General features: G+C 45.8%; 20 protein-coding genes. 4 read left to right on the forward strand and 16 right to left on the reverse strand.

The features are described 5' to 3' along the window. The first annotated feature begins 11 nt into the window (after positions 1–11). From A3IK_RS21770 to dapD, 3 genes are all read left to right on the forward strand, one after another. Positions 12–1,883 carry a c-type cytochrome gene (locus A3IK_RS21770; RefSeq protein WP_020560427.1) on the forward strand — a complete coding sequence of 624 codons (1,872 nt, stop codon included), beginning with the start codon at positions 12–14 and terminating at the stop codon, positions 1,881–1,883. A gap of 138 nt (positions 1,884–2,021) precedes the next feature. Then, the gene (dapC, locus tag A3IK_RS0113020; protein WP_020560428.1) at positions 2,022–3,221 is read left to right on the forward strand and encodes a succinyldiaminopimelate transaminase; all 1,200 of its coding nucleotides are present in this window, start codon (positions 2,022–2,024) and stop codon (positions 3,219–3,221) included. 26 nt (positions 3,222–3,247) lie between these two features. Next, the gene (gene dapD / locus A3IK_RS0113025) at positions 3,248–4,081 is read left to right on the forward strand and encodes a 2,3,4,5-tetrahydropyridine-2,6-dicarboxylate N-succinyltransferase (RefSeq protein ID WP_020560429.1); all 834 of its coding nucleotides are present in this window, start codon (positions 3,248–3,250) and stop codon (positions 4,079–4,081) included. Between the two features lie 60 nt (positions 4,082–4,141). Here the strand turns inward: dapD and A3IK_RS0113030 are convergent, their stop codons facing one another. Continuing rightward, positions 4,142–4,438: a hypothetical protein gene (locus tag A3IK_RS0113030; RefSeq protein WP_162596658.1), complete on the reverse strand. Its 297-nt coding sequence runs from the start codon at positions 4,436–4,438 to the stop codon at positions 4,142–4,144. A 222-nt stretch (positions 4,439–4,660) separates the two neighbouring features. Between A3IK_RS0113030 and A3IK_RS0113035 the strand changes: the two genes are divergently transcribed. Then, positions 4,661–5,608 (forward strand): YadA-like family protein, encoded by a 948-nt coding sequence (locus A3IK_RS0113035; RefSeq protein WP_020560431.1) that lies wholly within the window; start codon positions 4,661–4,663, stop codon positions 5,606–5,608. A 15-nt stretch (positions 5,609–5,623) separates the two neighbouring features. Here A3IK_RS0113035 and A3IK_RS0113040 read toward each other — a convergent pair whose 3' ends face one another. The 15 genes from A3IK_RS0113040 to tusD all read right to left on the reverse strand — a co-directional run bounded on the left by A3IK_RS0113040 (position 5,624) and on the right by tusD (position 18,777). Beyond that, entirely contained in the window at positions 5,624–6,283 is a 660-nt protein-coding gene (locus tag A3IK_RS0113040; RefSeq protein WP_020560432.1) for a response regulator, read from the reverse strand. Beyond that, positions 6,280–8,043 (reverse strand): GAF domain-containing sensor histidine kinase, encoded by a 1,764-nt coding sequence (locus A3IK_RS0113045; protein ID WP_245539486.1) that lies wholly within the window; start codon positions 8,041–8,043, stop codon positions 6,280–6,282. The genes A3IK_RS0113040 and A3IK_RS0113045 overlap by 4 nt, the downstream gene beginning before the upstream one ends. Then, complete coding sequence (locus A3IK_RS0113050) at positions 8,033–8,356, reverse strand: HesB/IscA family protein (protein ID WP_020560434.1); 324 nt, start codon at positions 8,354–8,356, stop codon at positions 8,033–8,035. The genes A3IK_RS0113045 and A3IK_RS0113050 overlap by 11 nt, the downstream gene beginning before the upstream one ends. Continuing rightward, the gene (locus A3IK_RS0113055; RefSeq protein ID WP_020560435.1) at positions 8,353–9,756 is read right to left on the reverse strand and encodes a cobyrinic acid a,c-diamide synthase CobB; all 1,404 of its coding nucleotides are present in this window, start codon (positions 9,754–9,756) and stop codon (positions 8,353–8,355) included. The genes A3IK_RS0113050 and A3IK_RS0113055 overlap by 4 nt, the downstream gene beginning before the upstream one ends. A gap of 42 nt (positions 9,757–9,798) precedes the next feature. Next, positions 9,799–10,212, reverse strand: coding sequence for a hypothetical protein (locus A3IK_RS0113060; protein ID WP_020560436.1), 414 nt, complete (start codon positions 10,210–10,212; stop codon positions 9,799–9,801). A 173-nt stretch (positions 10,213–10,385) separates the two neighbouring features. Beyond that, entirely contained in the window at positions 10,386–11,594 is a 1,209-nt protein-coding gene (gene nrfD / locus A3IK_RS0113065) for an NrfD/PsrC family molybdoenzyme membrane anchor subunit (protein ID WP_020560437.1), read from the reverse strand. Positions 11,595–11,604: 10 nt separating this feature from the next. Then, the gene (gene dsrO / locus A3IK_RS21845) at positions 11,605–12,345 is read right to left on the reverse strand and encodes a sulfate reduction electron transfer complex DsrMKJOP subunit DsrO (protein WP_020560438.1); all 741 of its coding nucleotides are present in this window, start codon (positions 12,343–12,345) and stop codon (positions 11,605–11,607) included. Continuing rightward, complete coding sequence (locus A3IK_RS0113075; RefSeq protein ID WP_020560439.1) at positions 12,342–12,851, reverse strand: hypothetical protein; 510 nt, start codon at positions 12,849–12,851, stop codon at positions 12,342–12,344. Before A3IK_RS0113075 ends, dsrO begins: the two co-directional genes overlap by 4 nt. 6 nt (positions 12,852–12,857) lie before the next feature. Then, on the reverse strand, positions 12,858–14,819 hold the full coding sequence (locus A3IK_RS0113080) for an NAD(P)-binding protein (RefSeq protein ID WP_020560440.1): 1,962 nt from the start codon (positions 14,817–14,819) through the stop codon (positions 12,858–12,860). A gap of 12 nt (positions 14,820–14,831) precedes the next feature. Further along, entirely contained in the window at positions 14,832–16,397 is a 1,566-nt protein-coding gene (dsrK, locus tag A3IK_RS0113085; protein ID WP_020560441.1) for a sulfate reduction electron transfer complex DsrMKJOP subunit DsrK, read from the reverse strand. Further along, entirely contained in the window at positions 16,390–17,151 is a 762-nt protein-coding gene (locus A3IK_RS0113090; RefSeq protein ID WP_020560442.1) for a respiratory nitrate reductase subunit gamma, read from the reverse strand. Before A3IK_RS0113090 ends, dsrK begins: the two co-directional genes overlap by 8 nt. Before the next feature lie 115 nt (positions 17,152–17,266). Continuing rightward, positions 17,267–17,605: a TusE/DsrC/DsvC family sulfur relay protein gene (locus A3IK_RS0113095; RefSeq protein WP_020560443.1), complete on the reverse strand. Its 339-nt coding sequence runs from the start codon at positions 17,603–17,605 to the stop codon at positions 17,267–17,269. A 42-nt stretch (positions 17,606–17,647) separates the two neighbouring features. Next, complete coding sequence (gene tusB, locus A3IK_RS0113100) at positions 17,648–17,956, reverse strand: sulfurtransferase complex subunit TusB (RefSeq protein ID WP_020560444.1); 309 nt, start codon at positions 17,954–17,956, stop codon at positions 17,648–17,650. Positions 17,957–17,968: 12 nt separating this feature from the next. Further along, entirely contained in the window at positions 17,969–18,373 is a 405-nt protein-coding gene (gene tusC, locus A3IK_RS0113105) for a sulfurtransferase complex subunit TusC (protein ID WP_020560445.1), read from the reverse strand. Between the two features lie 11 nt (positions 18,374–18,384). Next, positions 18,385–18,777: a sulfurtransferase complex subunit TusD gene (tusD, locus tag A3IK_RS0113110; protein WP_020560446.1), complete on the reverse strand. Its 393-nt coding sequence runs from the start codon at positions 18,775–18,777 to the stop codon at positions 18,385–18,387. Positions 18,778–18,781 lie beyond the last annotated feature (4 nt).

An 18,781-nucleotide genomic window follows, 5' to 3' on the forward strand; every position in this document is an offset into this window, starting at 1 on the left:
AGTGAAAATTAATGAATAAACTTGCTGTAAGCGTCACTGCCCTACTTTTAGCAATGGGTATGCTCAGTGGCTGCGGTGAAAAAGAGGATAAGGCAACGGATGCCAGCAAAAGTACCACCACTAGTACTACTACATCCTCCACTACTGAACAAGCAGTAGCAGCGACCAAAGAATCAGCCGAAAAAACCGCAGATGCAGCTACAACAGGTGCAGAGTCACTCGCTCAAGCGGCTAGTAAAGCTACTGAAAATATTGCCACTAATGTCACTGAAGCGGCGAAAGATGCGGCTGATGCAACTAAAGCTGCCGCTACAAATACTGTTGAGGCAATTAAAGATACGGCTGCTGAAGCTAAAGCAGGTACAGAGTCACTCGCTCAAGCTGCTGCTAAAGCTACTGAAAGCATAGCCGCCAATGTGACTGATGCTACTAAAGAGACCGCTCAAACCACCACTGATGCTGCGGATGCTACTAAAGAAGCGGTAGCCGATGCTGCTACTACTACAGAAGCTGCTAAAGAAACTGCCACTGAGACTGTTGAAGCTACTAAAGAAGCCGCTACTGATACAGCTGAGGCTACTAAAGAAGCAGTGGCGGATGCTGCGGATGCTACTAAAGAGGCTGCTTCTGAGACTGTTGAAGCTACTAAAGAAGCCGCTTCTGAAACTGTTGAAGCAGCTAAAGAAGCTACCTCTGAGACTGTTGAGGCAACTAAAGATGCTGTTGCTGAGACTGCTGATGCCACTAAAGAAGCCGCTACGGCAACTACTGAAGCTGCCACTGAGACCGCTAAAGATGCTGCTACTGCTACGACTGAAGCCGCTACTGCTACCACTGAAGCGGTGAAAGACGCTGCCACTGCTACAGCCGAGGCTGCACAAGATGCTGGCACTGCCGTGGCCGAAAAAACTGAACAAGCTGTAGAGGCAACTAAAGAAGTCGTTGCTGATGCTGCGACCGCCACCACTGAAGTTGCTAAAGATGTTGCTACTGCCACTACTGAAGCCGCTACTGCTACCACTGAAGCGGTGAAAGACGCTGCTACGGCTACAGCCGATGCTGCTACAGATGCTGGCACTGCTGTGGCTGAAAAAACTGAACAAGCCGTAGAGGCAACTAAAGAAGTCGTTGCCGATGCTGCGACCGCTACCACTGAAGTTGCTAAAGACGTTGCTACTGCCACTACTGAGGCCGCTACTGCTACCACTGAAGCAGTAAAAGACGCTGCTACGGCTACAGCCGATGCCGCACAAGATGCTGGCACTGCTGTTGCTGAAAAAACTGAACAAGCCGTAGAGGCAACTAAAGAAGTCGTTGCCGATGCTGCGGCCGCCACCACTGAAGTTGCTAAAGACGTTGTTACTACCACTACTGAGGCCGTTACTGCCACCACTGAAGCGGTGGAAGACGCTGCTACGGCTACAGCCGATGCTGCTAAAGATGTTGGCACTGCCGTGGCTGAAAAAACTGAGCAAGCCGTAGAGGCAACTAAAGAAGTCGTTGCCGATGCTGCGACCGCTACCACTGAAGCGGTGAAAGATGCTGCTACTGCTACTACAGAAGCCGTTGCTGCAACAGGTGCTGCGGTTGCTGGTGCAGGTGTTGCGACCCAAGCCACACAAGCAGCTCAGGATATGGCTAGCCCGAATGGTGAAAAGGTTTACCGCAGCCTATGCTTTAGCTGCCATGATGCCGCTATTGCAGGCGCACCTAAGCTAGGTGATAAGGAAGCATGGGCACCACGTATTGCTACGGGTATGGATGCACTTTATGAAGCCTCTATCAAAGGTAAAAATGCTATGCCTGCTAAAGGTGGTAATCCAGCCCTCAGCGATGATGATATTAAAGCCTCTGTAGATTGGATGGTTGAGCAGTCTAAATAATAGCGACTTGTTCAAGCCTATCTTGGAAAGCCCCCTAGTGGGGCTTTCTTATTTGCCAGATTTCTAAGCTAACTAACACAGACACATAACTGCAGTTTCTATATACTACCGAACTTTCGATCGCCCATATTTATCGTTATGAACCCAGATTTACAGCGTTTACAGCCTTATCCTTTTCAGAAAATTCAAACCTTATTAAATGGATCACAGCCCCCGGCTGATAAAAAGCTGATTTCATTAGCCATTGGCGAGCCTAAACACCCGACACCAACATTTATTTTTGAAGCGATTCAACAGCATATCACTGGACTAGCTAACTACCCGTTGACCAAGGGTGATAGTCTGTTACGTAGCACCATTGCCTTGTGGCTCACGCAACGCTTTCAATTACCTGCTGACTCTATTAATCCCGAACAGCATGTGATTCCGGTTAATGGGACACGTGAGGCTTTATTTTCTTTTGCTCAAACTATAGTAGATCGCACCCAACCCCATGCTACTGTTGTGATGCCTAATCCGTTTTATCAGATTTATGAAGGTGCGGCCTTATTAGCAGGTGCTCAACCCGAATTTTTGGCTTGTACGGCAGACAATGGCTTTATTCCTGATTTTGAGCGGGTTCCTGCTGAAGTATGGGAGCGTTGTCAATTACTTTACATCTGCACACCGGGGAATCCTACGGGTGCGGTGATGTCAATTGCACAGTTGCAACAGGTATTAAATTTGGCTGAGCGTTATGATTTTGTGGTGGCCTCGGATGAATGTTATTCCGAACTTTATTTTGATGAAGCTAATCCACCAGTAGGGTTATTACAAGCGGCTGCCCAAATGGGTAATACTAATTATCAGCGTTGTGTGGTCTTTCATAGTCTCTCGAAACGCTCAAATGCGCCCGGATTACGTTCTGGTTTTGTCGCTGGTGATGCGGAGATACTCGCACGTTATTTACAGTATCGTACCTATCATGGTTGTGCTATGCCCCCACCTTTTCAAGCGGCGAGCATTGCTGCCTGGCAGGATGAGGCACATGTAAAGGCTAATCGTGCTGCGTACCAACGTAAATTTAAGCAAGTACTTGATATTTTAAGCCCGGCGCTACCCGTGAATTTACCGGATGCAGGTTTTTACCTTTGGCCTGAAACTCCGCTGGACGATCAGGTATTGACTAAAGCCTTATATCAAGCGGGTGTACAGGTCGTTCCGGGGAGTTATCTCTCGCGTGCAGTGAATGGCTTGAATCCCGGACAAAATCGCATACGTATGGCACTCGTTGCAACCGAGCAAGAGTGTACTGAAGCAGCATGGCGCATACGTCACTATTTAGAATCTTTAATTTAAACGGAATGGCTGGAGTGAATTAAACCATGTCTGATTTAGCACAATTACAACAGATTATTGAAACGGCTTTTGAAAAGCGAGCCGAAATTACCCCGAAAACAACGGATGAAACGGTACGCAATGCGGTACAACACGCCTTAAATTTACTCGATAGTGGTCAATTACGAGTTGCTACTCAACGCGGCGTGGGTGATTGGGTAGTGAATGAGTGGCTAAAAAAGGCGGTATTGCTGTCCTTCCGTTTAGAAGAAAATGCCGTTTTAAATGATGGCTATAGTACTTATTACGATAAAGTACCTTCAAAATTTCATGGCTGGAGTGCTGAACAATTTGCCCAAAGCGGCATTCGTGTCGTACCACCAGCGGCAGCACGGCGCGGCTCTTATATCGCCTCTGGCACCATACTCATGCCCTCCTTTGTCAATATTGGGGCTTATGTCGATACTGGCACCATGGTGGATACCTGGGCTACCGTAGGTTCTTGTGCTCAAATTGGTAAGAATGTGCATTTATCCGGTGGAGTCGGCATTGGTGGCGTCTTAGAGCCTTTACAAGCTTCACCGACTATTATCGAAGATAACTGCTTTATTGGCGCTCGCTCTGAAGTGGTTGAAGGGGTAATTGTTGAGGAAGGTGCGGTCATTTCCATGGGTGTCTATATTGGACAAAGCACCCGTATTTATGACCGTGAAAATGATGAGGTAATCTACGGTCGCGTGCCAGCAGGTTCTGTGGTCGTGTCCGGCAATTTACCCGCCTCTGATGGCAAATACAGCTTGTATTGTGCGGTTATTGTGAAGCGTGTTGATGCTAAAACCCGCAGCAAAGTGGGTATTAACGAGCTATTACGCGGCATATAGCCTGACTCTCATCCAAGACACACCCAAATTACACGCATTGGGTGTGTTATCGCATAGTTATCAATCTATTACTGTTACCTTAGGTTTACGTACTGGTAAGGGGCAGAAATTCACCGAACAGGCACTATTATCAATTGTCGTGTCGCTAGTGGTCTTTTCGGTAGCGACAGGGACTTGATACCCCGCTTTAACTACACCGACTGGACTAATGGAAACTGTATCCGCTTTAGCAACGGCTACCGTTGGTGTTGTTACCGTATTATTGGCTAGAGGCTCTTGTGGGCCTTGTGCGCAACCAACCACCACGATACTAAAAATGACTAAGCCCATTGATTTTAAAGATATAAGCGTTGGCATAAAGCAACCTTTTTACTAGAAATAGTTAACAATATAATTTTTTAAAATCACTAATTGTATTAAATATACAACACTTTATGTCAATAAATAAGATTAATTTTTAATCTTATCATAATATTTACTCTAACAGCTTAGCATTCACACCTAGTCACGCTCTGTCTATCATTTTGCTATACTTAAAGACTCACCTCTTTTTAAGTAACACCCCACTGGAGCAAGCAAATGATTAATAAGACAAATATAGTAACATCCTCCCTGTTATTGCTGTTTTGTGCCCCTATTGGGTTGGTTACATCGAGCTATGCGGGGACACTCGATGGCGCGGTGGAGGCTAGTGGTAATAATGTTGCCATTGGTGATCAGGCTGCGGCGCGTGGTACAAATGCTACATCCGTAGGCGCTTTTAGTTTTGCTGATGGTGAGTTTTCCGCCGCATTTGGTATGGGTAGTAGTGCTGCAGGTGACGGGGCTACCGCTTTGGGCAATAATGCAGAAGCCTCTGCATTAGGCAGCTCCGCTGTTGGGCAAGGTGCCCAAGCTCGTGGCAACAATAGTAGTGCATTTGGCAGTACCGCCGCTGCTGAGGGCGAGGATAGTTTAGCCTTTGGATTTCAAAGCTTTGTTAGCGAGGCTCAAAGTATTGCTGTTGGTACGAATGCACTAGCAACAGCAATACGCAGCACTAGTTTAGGCACAGAGTCCAGTACTTCAGGCGCTAATTCTATGGCACTCGGTTATCAAGCAGAAACCACTGAGGCCGCCACGAACTCTGTTGCCTTAGGTAATGGTAGCTTAGCAACAGAGGCCAATACGGTTTCCATTGGCAATGCGGATACGGGTTTAACTCGCCGCCTTACCAATGTTGCAGCAGCGGTCAATGATAATGATGCTGTCAATTATGCTCAATTCCAAACCACGATTAAAGGTACGCGTGAAGATGCCTTTGCGGGTATTGCTAGTGCAGCCGCTCTGATACCTGCGACCCCTAGTGCAGCCGGTAAAACGGCGGTTTCAATGGGAGCTGCCACCTATCGGGGCGAACATGCTTTGGGCGTTTCAGTCAATCGTCAATTGTTACATAGTCGCTATCGCACTCAGATTTCTGGCGGCGTTGCCTATGACAGCTCCCAACATACATTAGGACGTGTGGGTGTTGCGTGGGAGTTTTAACTAACGCCCCCTCTATTATTTGACCACTCGCGCCCCATGCTCTACTGCCATGACCGCTGCTGTAATCCGTGAACTGACGCCTAATTTGCGCAAAATAGCTTTTACATGCAGCTTTACGGTGCCATCAGAAATACCTAGATTACGTGCAATAACCTTATTACTTTGCCCCTCTGCGAGTAGGGTTAGAATCTCATACTCACGGGGGGTCAGTCCTGCAAAGGGATCTACTGCCTTTTGATCGGCACTCTGCGGCTCTGAACCTTGTACATACCGCGCGAGCACGGGTGCTAACTCTGGAGCGACCACTGTTTTGCCTTGCATAATCTCTTGTAAGGCAACCACTAGTTCATCTGGCTCAATGTCTTTTAGTAAATATCCCCGCGCCCCACTACGTAAAGCCTCTACTAAATCACTTTCATTGGTACTAGTGGTGAGCATCACAATACGCAAATCGGGATAGCTATTATGTAGCTGACGCAACACTGCTAGACCATCCATCTGGGGCATACGCATATCCAGCAATACAATATCCGGTTGTAATGTGGCGGCACATTGAATCCCCTCTTCACCACTCCCCACCGCAGTGACCACATTAATATTGCGCCTACATAATAAATCCTTTAATCCTGCTCGAAATAAGGTGTGATCATCAATTAAGAGTACTTTTGCATTCATAGCAGCCCCTCCTTGGTATCAGCCAATTTATCGGTAGGTATTCTAGGTGTCATACGTTCTAAAATCTGGGAAAGCTTACGCTCTTCGGGGGCTTCAAAATTGAGTTGTATTAAGGTGCCACCCTCTTCGGGATCACTCTCAATCTGCAGTTCACCTTGAATATTAATAGCACGCTCTTGCATCACTCTAAGCCCAATATGCTCACCTGTCATAGCATCCGCTGACGGTAACATTTCAGGCAAGCCAATCCCATTGTCCTCGATTAATACCGAACAACGTCCCGCCTCATTACTTTGCATCAAAATACGCACCGTGGTGGCTTGACTATGTTTACGAATATTATTTAAGGCTTCTTGTACAATACGAATCACCTCTATCTCCACCTCACGCGCTAAACTTTGCAGCGCCCAGGTGTGATAGAAAAATACCTCTAATTGCGTTTCTTTACGAAAGCGCTCCACTAATGACTCCACCGCCCGCACAATGCCCTTGCCATCTAAAGGTGCTCTAAAGTGGGTAATTAAACTGCGAATCTCAGCATAGGCTTCATCAATGGTGTGTTCTAGATTTTCCAGCTCTCCCCATAAATGAGGATTACTTTCGGCACTATTACGTAAAGAATCATCAAAAATACGCACCTTAAAGCGTAAGCTCGCAATGGTTTGGGCAAGGGAATCATGTAGCTCGTGAGCCATACGGGTACGCTCTTTGATAATAGACAGCGTGTGCGCCTCTTCCTCGACACTCGCCTTTTCCAGTGCCATCCCCAAATGCCGCCCAATACTCATGAGTAACTCATGCTCATCCTCTAAATAAGCATGCCGCTCCCGTGAGACAAAAATATTATAAATACCTAGGGTTTTATCTCGATACAGTAAAGGCACTGCGAGCATTTCCATATGATCACGGCGCTCAAATAGGACACGTCCGATTAAATGCTCGCATTTATTAATATCCGTGCGAATGCGAATTTCCTTATCTTCAAAGGATTTGCCACAGGTACATTGCGTCGCCAAAATCGCCGTTTCACGCTGCATCACCTCATTATCAAAACCTAAACTCGCTACTAGACGTAATACATTATCTTTATCTAATAAACGAATCGCGACTGCCTCAGCCTGTACAACACTTTTTAAGGTTACTAAAAAGCGCTCTAGTAAATGCTCTAAATTATCTGCCCGATTAATCGCGGTTGCGACATCGTAGAGAACATTGAGATGATGATTTTTACGGGCAATATAGCGATCTTGACGCTCTAAACGCTGCAATTGAGCACGGGCTACTGCCTGATAATCTGCTGTAATGGCATTAATTTGTTCACGAATGACTTTAGAGGGACAAGCACGGCGCACAATGGGCATACGCGCACTTAAATCATTACGCCGCAAACGTTGCGCCCAGAGGGATAGTTCCTTACCAAAGCTGGCGAATTCACGCCAAATCCAGTAAAACAGCGTCACCACTCCCCCTCCTGCAATCAGCCACAACACCGCCAATACAGTACGTAAACTATGATCAGGATCTAGCCCCGCTACAACCCACAGATAACTTGCCCCAATGGCAACAAAAATAACAAATAATATCCCTAGGACTAACCATCCTTGCCATGGTAAGGCGACTACGGTTTGGGCAATGAATAACTCATCTCGTTTACGACGGGGTGAAGTATTGGCACTTTCAGTGGTGGCGGTAACAGGCTCTGATTTTTGAGGAGACTGAATTTGATTAATAGGAATCCTCACCACTTGCTCAGCCATCATTAGCATCCTGTGGGGGCTGATAATAGGGATCATTAGGGTTTAAGAAAATAAACTCCATTTGCCCGTCTAATTCGACAAAATCTAGCGTCATCCCCTGCACTAAAGGCTGGGAGTTACTACTAATCACCAGCGACACGCCCTGTTGCTCTAATCCAATATCACCTGACAGACTTTGGTCATCAAAACCCATCAGATAATTAAAACTACCATCTGCTTTCGGCTGCACCTCAATCCGTAGGGCTAAGTCTTGGGCATTACTGGCAAGCGCGGCGGCTTTGATTTGTTGGGCTGCAGGTGGGGTGATAGTGATCATACCCATAATCCTTGGCGCTGTTGGCGCATAAAATCGACAAAACGCTGCACCCAACGATATTGGGCGGTATCGCGGCGGTGTAAATAAGAAGCTAAGAGGTTGCGATAAACCCAACCGTCATATTCCCCAGTAATGCCAGCCCCTCTTAATATCCGATAGGCAAAACGTCCCTGTGCGGCTAAATTATCCAAACGAGAATAGTGAAACTCATGTGCCATTTGAGCAGATTGGTTGGGGGCGGCTAAATGAGGCCAAGGCATATGCTCTGTTTCAGTGAAACGAACAATGCCGCGCCCTTGTGGTTTAGGGTATAGGGTCGCATCTCCCGGAATCACTCCGACCATAGGTGCTGTTTGCCCCTGCCACATAATGCTACGGGATAAATACATTAGCCCCCCACACTCGGCATAAGTAGGCAAACCTGCTTCTATAGCCTGTTTAATTTGCTGCTGTAGAGGTTGATTAGCACTTAAAGACGCTAAATGAGTTTCTGGAAAACCACCCCCAATAAATAAACCATCAAGTCGTGGTAGTGTGGAGTCGGTTAGAGTATTAATCGGTACAAGTTCGGCTCCGGCAGCCTCTAGTGCTTCTAAATCATCGGGATAATAAAAGCCAAAAGCAGCATCTTGGCAAATGCCTAATTTCACGCGTGTCTGTGGCAGGGTATGGCGGCAAATCGGCTGGCAAATGGATAAATTCAACGCTGTTAGGGGACGAGCTTGTGTTGCAATATGGAGGACTTGATCAAGATTGACTTGCTCGCTCACTATCTTACCGAGTAGGGCTATATGCGCGGCAGCATTCCCCTGCTCATTACTGGGCATTAGACCTAAATGGCGCTCTTCAATCGTGAGTTCTGGGGATTCTTGTACACAACCTAGCACATTAAGATCAGTATAATGCTCCACTGCTTCACGCAGCTTAGCTGCATGCCTAGCCCCTCCCACTCGATTTAAAATAACACCCGCGATGGAGAGCGAGGGATCAAAATATTGATAGCCTAATAATAAGGGGGCAATTCCACGTGACATACCACGAGTATCGATGACTAGGATCACGGGAGATTGGGTCAATCGTGCTAAGGCTGCATTGCTATCGGAACCATCCAGAGCCATACCATCGTATAAACCCTTATTGGCTTCAATGAGCGTCACATCAGCAAGGTGTGCTTGTTGGCGTATCTTGCATAATACTTCAGCGGCTGACATGGTATTAAAATCAAGATTATAACAAGGATTACCGCTGGCCTGCCCTAGCCACATGGGATCGATATAGTCGGGACCCTTTTTAAAGGGCTGTACATCTAAGCCTCTAGCCCTCAATGCAGCACATAAACCAATGGATAGGGTGGTTTTGCCAGAGGACTTATGCGCGGCTGAAATAAATAATCTTGCCATTAGCCTACCCCTTGTGAGAGTAAGCTATGGGGAATCAAGCTATTAATGATCTTCGGGTGTGCCTTGCCATAACATTTCATAGCCCACCTCAAAGGTATTATCACAGAACGCTGCTAATGCTTGGAATTTCTCCTTAAAGAGCTTATCGGCATGGGATTTTTCGTGTTGCTCAAAGGATTTCCAATAGGTCACAATCACTACATCTCCCATATTTTGCTTCACCCGTGGGGGTTTAGAAGTATTACCTCCTACACTACCCTCATCAGAAACAAATCCAGCATTGCGATAGACCTGACCACCAATAAACCCACCTAGATCATCGCCATAGTTATTTTTCACTACATTACACATCTCACCTAAGACTAGCTCGACATCCTCGACTGCTACACCAGGCTTAAGGTCGACCACATTGAACAACATCACACAGCCAAACGGGATTTCAATAGGATTAAACATTAGCAACTCCTTTCTTATATATTAGTAAATCACTATTTTCTTATATAAGCAAGATAATATACTTCCTTAGTCAGTTTTGAGAAATAACCTCTATCATCCGGTCATATTTCGCCATAAAAAAAGCCGCAATACTGCGGCTTAGACTAATCGTCCCATCTGACTCAGCACGTAGCTTATTCAATATCCCCACTAGCAGCAGTTGCTAATGAAACCGGCAAAAAACGCAACACTTTGACACCTATCATAATCATCACCAAGGTGACACCCACCCCACCTACACCGAGCATTAGCTCCCATACCGTAGGGGTATAGGTATGAATAACGCCATCAAAAAATGAGCTTTCTACCGTAGCATTGGGAAATAAGGTCAAAGGATAGGCTTGTCCACCAATAATAATCACATAAAGCTGAATGAAAGACCCCATCACCACCAGTGCAGCGGCTCCCAATAAAGAACTTACTTGTTCACGCCACCAAGGCAATAATAATAAGCATAAGGGTACAATACTCCCCAGCACGATATGCCCTAACCAAAACCATAGCGAATAGCCTGAAGCACCAGACAAGATAAATTGTTCAAAGTGTGAGTGTTCGGCTGCATATAAAGCTGTAATATGAAAAATCGCCTCAAAGAATAATACTGCACCCATAAAGAGAGCTAGCAAATAACGTTTACGCTTCAGTAAATCCTTACTTAAAACACGTTGCGCTCCAGTAAATAGGACATAGCTAATCAAAATAAATAAGGCTAAACCTAAAGCAAAGGAAATTAGAATAAATAAGGGGGCAAAAATCGCTGAATCATAAGCCTCGCGTGCTACCAAAAATCCAAAAATCGAACCCGTCCCCGCCGTCAATACCAAGCGCCAAAAGAAGGCTGCAAAGCCAACCGGCTTATAAAGATACTGGATTTTATGATCCATCATTGCCCACACATATAATCCAACTAGGGCAAGAAAACCGTTATATAAAATAATATTCCACGCAAAAATGGACTTAAAATTGTAATGGGTCATGGCAATAATTAGCCGATCAGGCCGCCCTAAATCTAATACCAGTACCATTAAGCCACCTATTAAACAGGAAATGGCTAATAAACCCGATAAGCGCCCTAATGGTTGATAGGCTTTATTATTAAATACTGTACCGATAGAACCGATATTTAATATACCTGATGCTGCTACTATTAGAAAAATAGCAAATACATGTGGTAAGCCCCACACGATTTGATTATTCATACCCGTAACATAATGCCCCGTATGCTCTAGATAGAAAAAGGCAATGAGACCTAAGCCCACTAAAGCCATACCCGCCATCAGCACTCCATAGTATCCCCAACCGGATTGCTGCACTTCGCTATATACTATTGCTTTATTACTCATAGCGCTTCCTCTAGATATTCAAATAGTACACCTGTGGATTTAAACCCAAATCAGCACGAATTTGTGTACCTCCTGAAGCTTTTAAGGCTTGGCTAATTCGACTGTCAGGATCCTGCAAATCGCCAAATATCACAGCGTGCGGGGCGGCTTCTACACAAGCCGGAAGCTGACCCTTATCAATACGATGCACACACAGATTGCACGACTCTACCGTACCAATACCACGCGGTGAGTGCGGCTTTTGATCTTTTAGGGGTTCATGTACAAAACTACGCGCCTTATACGGGCAAGCCATCATGCAATAGCGACAACCAATACAGGTATGCTTATTCACATACACAATCCCATCCGCACGTTTCATGGAAGCCCCGGTCGGGCATACATCCACACAAGGCGGTTTTTCACAGTGTTGGCACATCACAGGTAGCGAGAAAGAATGCAGGGTTTGCTTATCGGTGACTTTCACCACGCGCATCCATTGTGCTTGTTGCTCGGCACTCGCTTGTGGATCATGCCCCCAACCATGCTCGTGCTGACAGGCTGCTACCATGGCAGCCCCGCCATCAGTCAAGCGCTTCACATCAATTAACATTCCCCAGCGTTTGTGACTACTAGCAGGCTCATTCTCAGGGCGGGCTGTAACATCCGCCGCTTGGGTATTAGATAACTCAGGTAGTAAAGTCGCCCCCACCATAAGCCCTAAACCTGCCAGAAAACGGCGGCGGTATTCATTGACTAGATTCTTAGTCATTGCACACCTCCACTCGTTATAGTTTGTAGATCTTGTAGAGATAGCACAGCAGGCGTTCCTAATTGATGACTAAAGTGATAACTCTCAGCCGAGCCTAATTTATGCTGGTAATTTGTCTGATTAGCCAACTCAGGGCGATCTGCATGGCATTGAAAGCAATCGATTTTCACCCCGACATAAGTATGGCAACTAGCACAAAAATGATCTCTATCCTCATAATGTACCGCAGAGCCATCCGCACGCTTAGGATCTACATGGCAATTAATACATTCCACTAAACTATATTGTTTGCTGCGAATGCCCGCTAATACAGTGGCATCACGGTGCTGCATTAAATACGCCATATGATTTTTACGTATATCCGCAGTAGGCTCTACGCACTGAGCCGCTTTGGCTTTAGCAGGTGCTAGATTAGTTGGGGGAGGCCCTGCCTCACAGCCCACTAAAATCCACACACCCGCTAGCAGTACTAAAAGGGGCTTTAAGGTCTTGAATATTGCGCTCATCCTGAGTTATTCACCCATGCCCATTTCAATATAGCCAGTCGGACATACATCAGCACAAATATGGCAACCAATGCACCGATTATAATCCGTTGCCACATAACGTCCGGTAGTCGATTGCTTTTTAGGTACGCGATACACCGCATCTTGAGGGCAATAAATCACACAATTATCACACTCAAAACACATCCCACAGCTCATACAACGCTTAGCCTCGGCAATAGCTGCTTCTTGGGTTAAAGGATTAATACGCTCAGCAAAATGATTTAATACTTGCTCAGCCGTCGGTACATCTTCTGTGCGAAGCTGACGCGCCTCGGTTTTAAAGTGGCCTAGGAATAAATCCTTAGCTAATACCACAACACTCTTAGTCCGGTCTTCATAGTTATGAATCGCATAATCCATGCTCGAAGTACCCCGCAGATCAGGTGCTTTAGCGGCATCATAAGCAGCGGGCTGAAGACCAGCCTCTTGCAGTTTGTGCATGAGATCAAAGTGATGCTTATCCACTTTAGGGCGCTTAACAATATTTTGAGCGTTTAGAAATTGATGGATAGCTTCCGCCACAATTGAGCCTTGTCCAATCGCGGTGGTTAATAGGTGGGGGCGAACAATATCCCCAGCGGCAAAGTGTTTAGGTTTATTAGGAAGCTGATAGGTCGAATCGGCTTGAATGAAATGACGCCCATTATCTAAACTCTCCAGATCTGCTCCCTCTAAACGCCCGAACTGACCAATTGCCGCAATAATTAAGTCGGCCTCAATGAGTGTTTCTTTGCCCCCCTCCACGGCGGTGGGTATATTGTTTTTGACCACACACTCCACAACTTTTAAGCCAATGGCTCGCCCCTTCTCATCTAATATAATTTCTTTTGGCATCACTTGAGTCAGGATGGTCACACCCTCTTTGAGCGCGTCCTCTACCTCATGCTTAGCGGCAGTCATTTCATTTAATTTAAATAGGGTAGTCAAAGTGACTTGGGTAGGTAGTTTAGTAGTAGGTGCTGAGTGAATTATTTTGCCGGTTGCAGCCTCCTCTGGCTGTTCTGAGTAATCTGCAATAGTCCCAATACGCCGTGATACTGATACCACATCAATTGAAGTATCCCCACCCCCTACACATACAATGCGCGGAGCCGTGTAATTCATAGTTCCCTTATTAAAGGCTTCTAAGAAATCGACGGCGGCAATACAATTTGGTGTTTCAGCAAATTTCTCCACAAAGAGATCGCGCCCCTTCCAACAACCTAATGCCCATAAAATAGCATCATAGTCCTGCTCTAATTGCTCAATACTAATGTCCTGACCTACTTTCGTATTGCAGCGCACTGTTATATCGCCAAGGTCGAGAATACGTTGGATTTCAGTACCTAATTTATCGCGCGGCACCCGATAACCCGGAATACCATAACGCATCATGCCCCCTAATTCGGGATGCTGTTCAAAGATAGTAACTGCATGTCCTAAACGGCGTAATTGATAAGCGGCTGATAAACCCGCCGGCCCCCCACCAATAATTGCCACCCGCTTACCGGATAAAGCAGGTGGAGTAGCAAATTTAAAACCTTGTGCAATCGCGGTATCACCAATGAATTGCTCCACCGCATTAATCCCAACAAAATCATCCACCGCATTACGATTACAACCCGTTTCACACGGTGCGGGACACACTCTGCCCATCATCGCTGGAAAAGGATTGGCATCAGTGACACGGCGAAAGGCATATTCATGCATGCTCATACCAGCGGGAGGCTTCTCAATACCCCGCACAATCTGCAACCAACCGCGAATATCTTCACCGGAGGGACAACTACCTTGGCAGGGCGGCGTTTTATGTACATAGGTGGGACATTTATGAGAGGTATCAGCGACGAAGATTTTCTCCTGCATACTGTCCCAAGTATGGTCGCCATCTTCAAAGCGGCGGAAAGTATGCCCTTGTAAACGGCTATCATTAGATGCGGTTGCCATGCTTATCTCCTCTCATCTGTCCTCGTTTTCATCTTCAGGACGTGCCTGAACCGACACTTGTCGCTGTAGGACAAGTGCATTACTGACTAGTTGATGGACACTGACAATCTGATCCATCTTAAAACCATAATACGGAATCACCTTAGTAAACTGAGACTTACAGATGGCACAAATAGCCGCCATGTGGGTGACACCCTGCGTATCGGTGACATACTTCAAGGCCTCCATACGCGGCTGGGCACCCTTAATCCGTAACTCCATGAGATCATCCGTTAATAACCCGCCTCCACCACCACAACAAAAGGTTGCGTCATGAATCGTATCGGCAGGCATATCCACAAAATGATTACAAACGGCTTTAATGACATTACGCGGGTACTCAAATTGCCCGCCGGGCTTATCCCCCATGCGGGAACCACGTGCCACATTACACGAATCATGAAAGGTCAATACCTTATCGTCATTCGCGGTTTTATCGAGCACGAGCTTACCATCTTGGATTAACCCCCAAGTGACTTCTAGTATGTGTTGCGGTACGGGATATTTTGGATCAAGAAAATCAAAGGGACCAGCAAGGGTATTTAGAAAACTATAGGCTACCCGCCAAGCGTGACCACACTCACCAAAGACAATGCGTTTGACTTTTAATTGAATAGCCGCCTCTCGAATCCGCAGCGCAATCCGACGCATATTTTCGTAAGAACCAATAAACAATCCGAAATTAGCGCCCTCCGAGGCATAAGAGCTTAATGTCCACGAGATGCCAGCTTCATGAAAAACTTTGGCATAACCGATTAAACCATCGACATGCGGCTCGGCAAAAAAATCAGCGGAAGGTGTCACCAGTAAGACTTCAGCCCCCACCTCATCCAGTGGCAGGCGTACTTTTATCCCAGTATCCTCCTCAATATCCTCTTCCAGCCCCTCTAAGGTATCGGCTAATGCTAAGCCAGGTAGACCTAGGTTATTACCGATTTTGAAGACTTTACTAATGATTTCATTATTATATTTAGAGCCACGCCCAATGTGATCTAGAATCTCCCGTCCCGCCATCGATACTTCAGCCGTATCAATACCATAAGGACAAAATACCGAGCAGCGCCGACACTGTGAGCATTGGTGATAATAGTTATACCACTCCTCAACCACTGCTTCGGTCAGATCGACAGCGCCTACTAATTTGGGGAAATATTTACCCGCAAAGGTGAAATAGCGCCGATACACCTTACGCAATAAATCTTGCCGTGCGACTGGCATATTTTTAGGATCTTTAGTGCCGAGGAAGTAATGGCACTTATCGGTGCAAGCCCCGCATTTCACACAAATGTCTAGATATAATTGCAGCGAACGATAGCGGTGGCGTAAATCATCTAGTTTTTCGAGTGCGCGATTTTTCCAGTCGGGTACTAATTCATAACCTTCACTCACACCTTTGTCGAAATCAGCCGGAAAATGCAGTGCCTTTTGGAATTCTGGCTTAGCCACATAAGGGCCTTTGCCTGCCATACTATCTGGCTCAAGCGCAGGTACTTCGACATAGCCGAGGCCGGTTAATTTTGGAATCTCATAATCAGCCACGCCGCACCTCGTCTAAATAAAGCTTATTTTGTTTTTCTAGCTCCAGTGCCCAAGGAGCAATATGACGCTTCTCACGCGGATTATCGACTTGATTACGAGTGGGGCTAAAGAAAATACCCGGCGCATGTAGCAATTTACTGACAGGAAATACCAGCATTAAAATCGCTACTAAGAATAGATGTACTAATAAAATTGGTGCGGCGGGTAGATTATGCCAATTAAAAAATAGTAAGCCTCTAAAAAATGCTTTGACCTGTACAATATCGGTAGGCACTACAAAGGTCATCAGCATGCCACTCAAAGCAATCCCTAGCAGCAGTGCCAACATTAAATGATCCGAAGGTGAGGAAATATAACGTACTCGATCCACGACTATACGACGCACCCAAAGCCCCGCTAAACCAAACACCATCACAAAGCTGGCGTACTTACCAAAAGGTTGAATAAAATTCAGGAATATACCCGTTTCTACAACATAACGACTATGTCGTAGCAACACTAACCACAAGGCCATATGAAAGAGAAAAGCAAATAGCCAAATGGTTTTGTTGGCACGAAATAGGCTTTCAAATAACAATACCTCCCGCAATAGACGTCCCACAACTCCACGTTTTGTGAGTGGGGCGGGAGTAGTAGGGATTTTTAACGGCGCAGGAATTTTCCAGTATTGATAGACTTTACGTGCCACCCCACCGATTAAGATAAATGTGGCAAAATAAAATAACCATCCGTAAAACACACTTACGAAAGTCACAATCAACTCCTGCTAAGAGCCGCTAGTAAAACACTCTGTACCTACCTAAAAATCAGTGAGTGTTTTTGGGCAGCTTGGGCGGCACAAAGGAATATATCCCTTTGTGCCGGATGTATTAGACACAGCCAGTCGGCTTAGGAAGCCCTGCATATTTACACGCTTGTTTACCCGGACCATAAGGGAATAGGCTGTATAAATATTTAGAAGTACCCTTATCTGCGCCTAAACGTTTACCTACCGCCTTGGTCAAAACACGTACTGCAGGAGCAATTTGATACTCCTCATAATACTCGCGTAAGAAATTAATAATTTCCCAGTGCTCATCGGTTAAGGTAACCGGCTGCTCTTCTGCTAATGCCATTGCGCTTGCAATTTCAGGCGTCCAATCCGTGAGATTCTCTAAATAACCTTCCTCATCGGTTGCAATGTTTTTACCGCCAATCTCTAGTGCCATACAGCATCTCCTACTTAAATACCTAATTAATATCTTCTAAAACTATAGCCAGCTTTGATTCTTATCATGCTGAACGGTTAAATCTACAAACCCACTATAATCAACTACCTGCAACCCTTTAACTAAACGATTTGGCTCCATACCACGAGCAGCGAGATCCTCACTCAGTACATAAATAGCCTGAGTCGCTAAAGCAGATAGGAGCAAATGTGCGACTTGTGAGCCAGCGACCGCCCCTAGCACCGCATCCTCTATCAATAATACCGCATCTCCCTTTGAGGCATGGCTTAAACAACTAGCTAAGGCATTACGCTCAAAGGGCGATTTATTCACAATATGCAACATCGACATCTAACAGACTCCTTAGAAGCTAAACATTACATCTTGAGCTGCCATAAGCGCTGCCATTTCAGCACGACTCACTATGGTAAGGGATGATTTTTCTGCCCAATCATCGCCTTCATCCTCATAGGTAATGTCCATTAAATCATCCTCTGTCAAACCTCGCTCTATTAAAGACTCCCGCTCGACATAAAGCTGCTTAATGTCATAATCCCCTAGAGCCTTATAGGTAGAAGAAAAGTTTTTCATTCCGAGCAGCTTAGGGTTTTGATTTCTAACAATCTGATAAACACCATCATCCAAAAATGCGAGTGTCACCTCTTGCTCAAAGGCCGCCGCTATCAATACCACCTCAAGCGATTCCAGCGCGTATACCGTGCCATAAGGAGCTTTACGATTCACATACATAAACTTTTTTACTGCCATGCAAATACTCCTTAATCCCCAAACACAATGGTACGATCTGACTCAATACTACCCTCAATCAATTGCCCCAAGCCGGAAATACGAAACCCTGGTGCAATATTATGAGCATCTAAACCTTGGCGCTTAGCTTCAGCGGTATCCATCAAGCCCCGACGTTGAGCAGCGGCAATACAAATCACCATATCAATACCGTGTTGCTGCGCTAAATCAGACCATTGCTTTTGTACTAAACGATCATCTTTGGGCGGCACACTCAAGCGTGAGCCATTATTAACTCCATCGTGATAGAAAAAGACGCGAAAAATTTCATGTCCTTTAGCTAAAGCAGCCTTAGCAAAGTGATAGGCTGTATCAGATGATTGATGTTGATAGGGGCCTTCATTCACCATCAGCGTATATTTCATGTAG

Origin of the sequence: Thiofilum flexile DSM 14609, assembly GCF_000380185.1 — a bacterium.
In the GTDB taxonomy this organism is placed as follows: Bacteria; Pseudomonadota; Gammaproteobacteria; order Thiotrichales; family Thiotrichaceae; genus Thiofilum; species Thiofilum flexile.

Excerpts from the sequence above, each read along its gene's own strand:
- A3IK_RS21770 (WP_020560427.1), top strand. The coding sequence starts at position 12 with ATGAATAAACTTGCTGTAAGCGTCACTGCCCTACTTTTAGCAATGGGT.
- dapC (WP_020560428.1), top strand. The coding sequence starts at position 2,022 with ATGAACCCAGATTTACAGCGTTTACAGCCTTATCCTTTTCAGAAAATT.
- dapD (WP_020560429.1), top strand. The coding sequence starts at position 3,248 with ATGTCTGATTTAGCACAATTACAACAGATTATTGAAACGGCTTTTGAA.
- A3IK_RS0113030 (WP_162596658.1), bottom strand. The coding sequence starts at position 4,438 with ATGCCAACGCTTATATCTTTAAAATCAATGGGCTTAGTCATTTTTAGT.
- A3IK_RS0113035 (WP_020560431.1), top strand. The coding sequence starts at position 4,661 with ATGATTAATAAGACAAATATAGTAACATCCTCCCTGTTATTGCTGTTT.
- A3IK_RS0113040 (WP_020560432.1), bottom strand. The coding sequence starts at position 6,283 with ATGAATGCAAAAGTACTCTTAATTGATGATCACACCTTATTTCGAGCA.
- A3IK_RS0113045 (WP_245539486.1), bottom strand. The coding sequence starts at position 8,043 with ATGATGGCTGAGCAAGTGGTGAGGATTCCTATTAATCAAATTCAGTCT.
- A3IK_RS0113050 (WP_020560434.1), bottom strand. The coding sequence starts at position 8,356 with ATGATCACTATCACCCCACCTGCAGCCCAACAAATCAAAGCCGCCGCG.
- A3IK_RS0113055 (WP_020560435.1), bottom strand. The coding sequence starts at position 9,756 with ATGGCAAGATTATTTATTTCAGCCGCGCATAAGTCCTCTGGCAAAACC.
- A3IK_RS0113060 (WP_020560436.1), bottom strand. The coding sequence starts at position 10,212 with ATGTTTAATCCTATTGAAATCCCGTTTGGCTGTGTGATGTTGTTCAAT.
- nrfD (WP_020560437.1), bottom strand. The coding sequence starts at position 11,594 with ATGAGTAATAAAGCAATAGTATATAGCGAAGTGCAGCAATCCGGTTGG.
- dsrO (WP_020560438.1), bottom strand. The coding sequence starts at position 12,345 with ATGACTAAGAATCTAGTCAATGAATACCGCCGCCGTTTTCTGGCAGGT.
- A3IK_RS0113075 (WP_020560439.1), bottom strand. The coding sequence starts at position 12,851 with ATGAGCGCAATATTCAAGACCTTAAAGCCCCTTTTAGTACTGCTAGCG.
- A3IK_RS0113080 (WP_020560440.1), bottom strand. The coding sequence starts at position 14,819 with ATGGCAACCGCATCTAATGATAGCCGTTTACAAGGGCATACTTTCCGC.
- A3IK_RS0113095 (WP_020560443.1), bottom strand. The coding sequence starts at position 17,605 with ATGGCACTAGAGATTGGCGGTAAAAACATTGCAACCGATGAGGAAGGT.
- tusB (WP_020560444.1), bottom strand. The coding sequence starts at position 17,956 with ATGTCGATGTTGCATATTGTGAATAAATCGCCCTTTGAGCGTAATGCC.
- tusC (WP_020560445.1), bottom strand. The coding sequence starts at position 18,373 with ATGGCAGTAAAAAAGTTTATGTATGTGAATCGTAAAGCTCCTTATGGC.
- tusD (WP_020560446.1), bottom strand. The coding sequence starts at position 18,777 with ATGAAATATACGCTGATGGTGAATGAAGGCCCCTATCAACATCAATCA.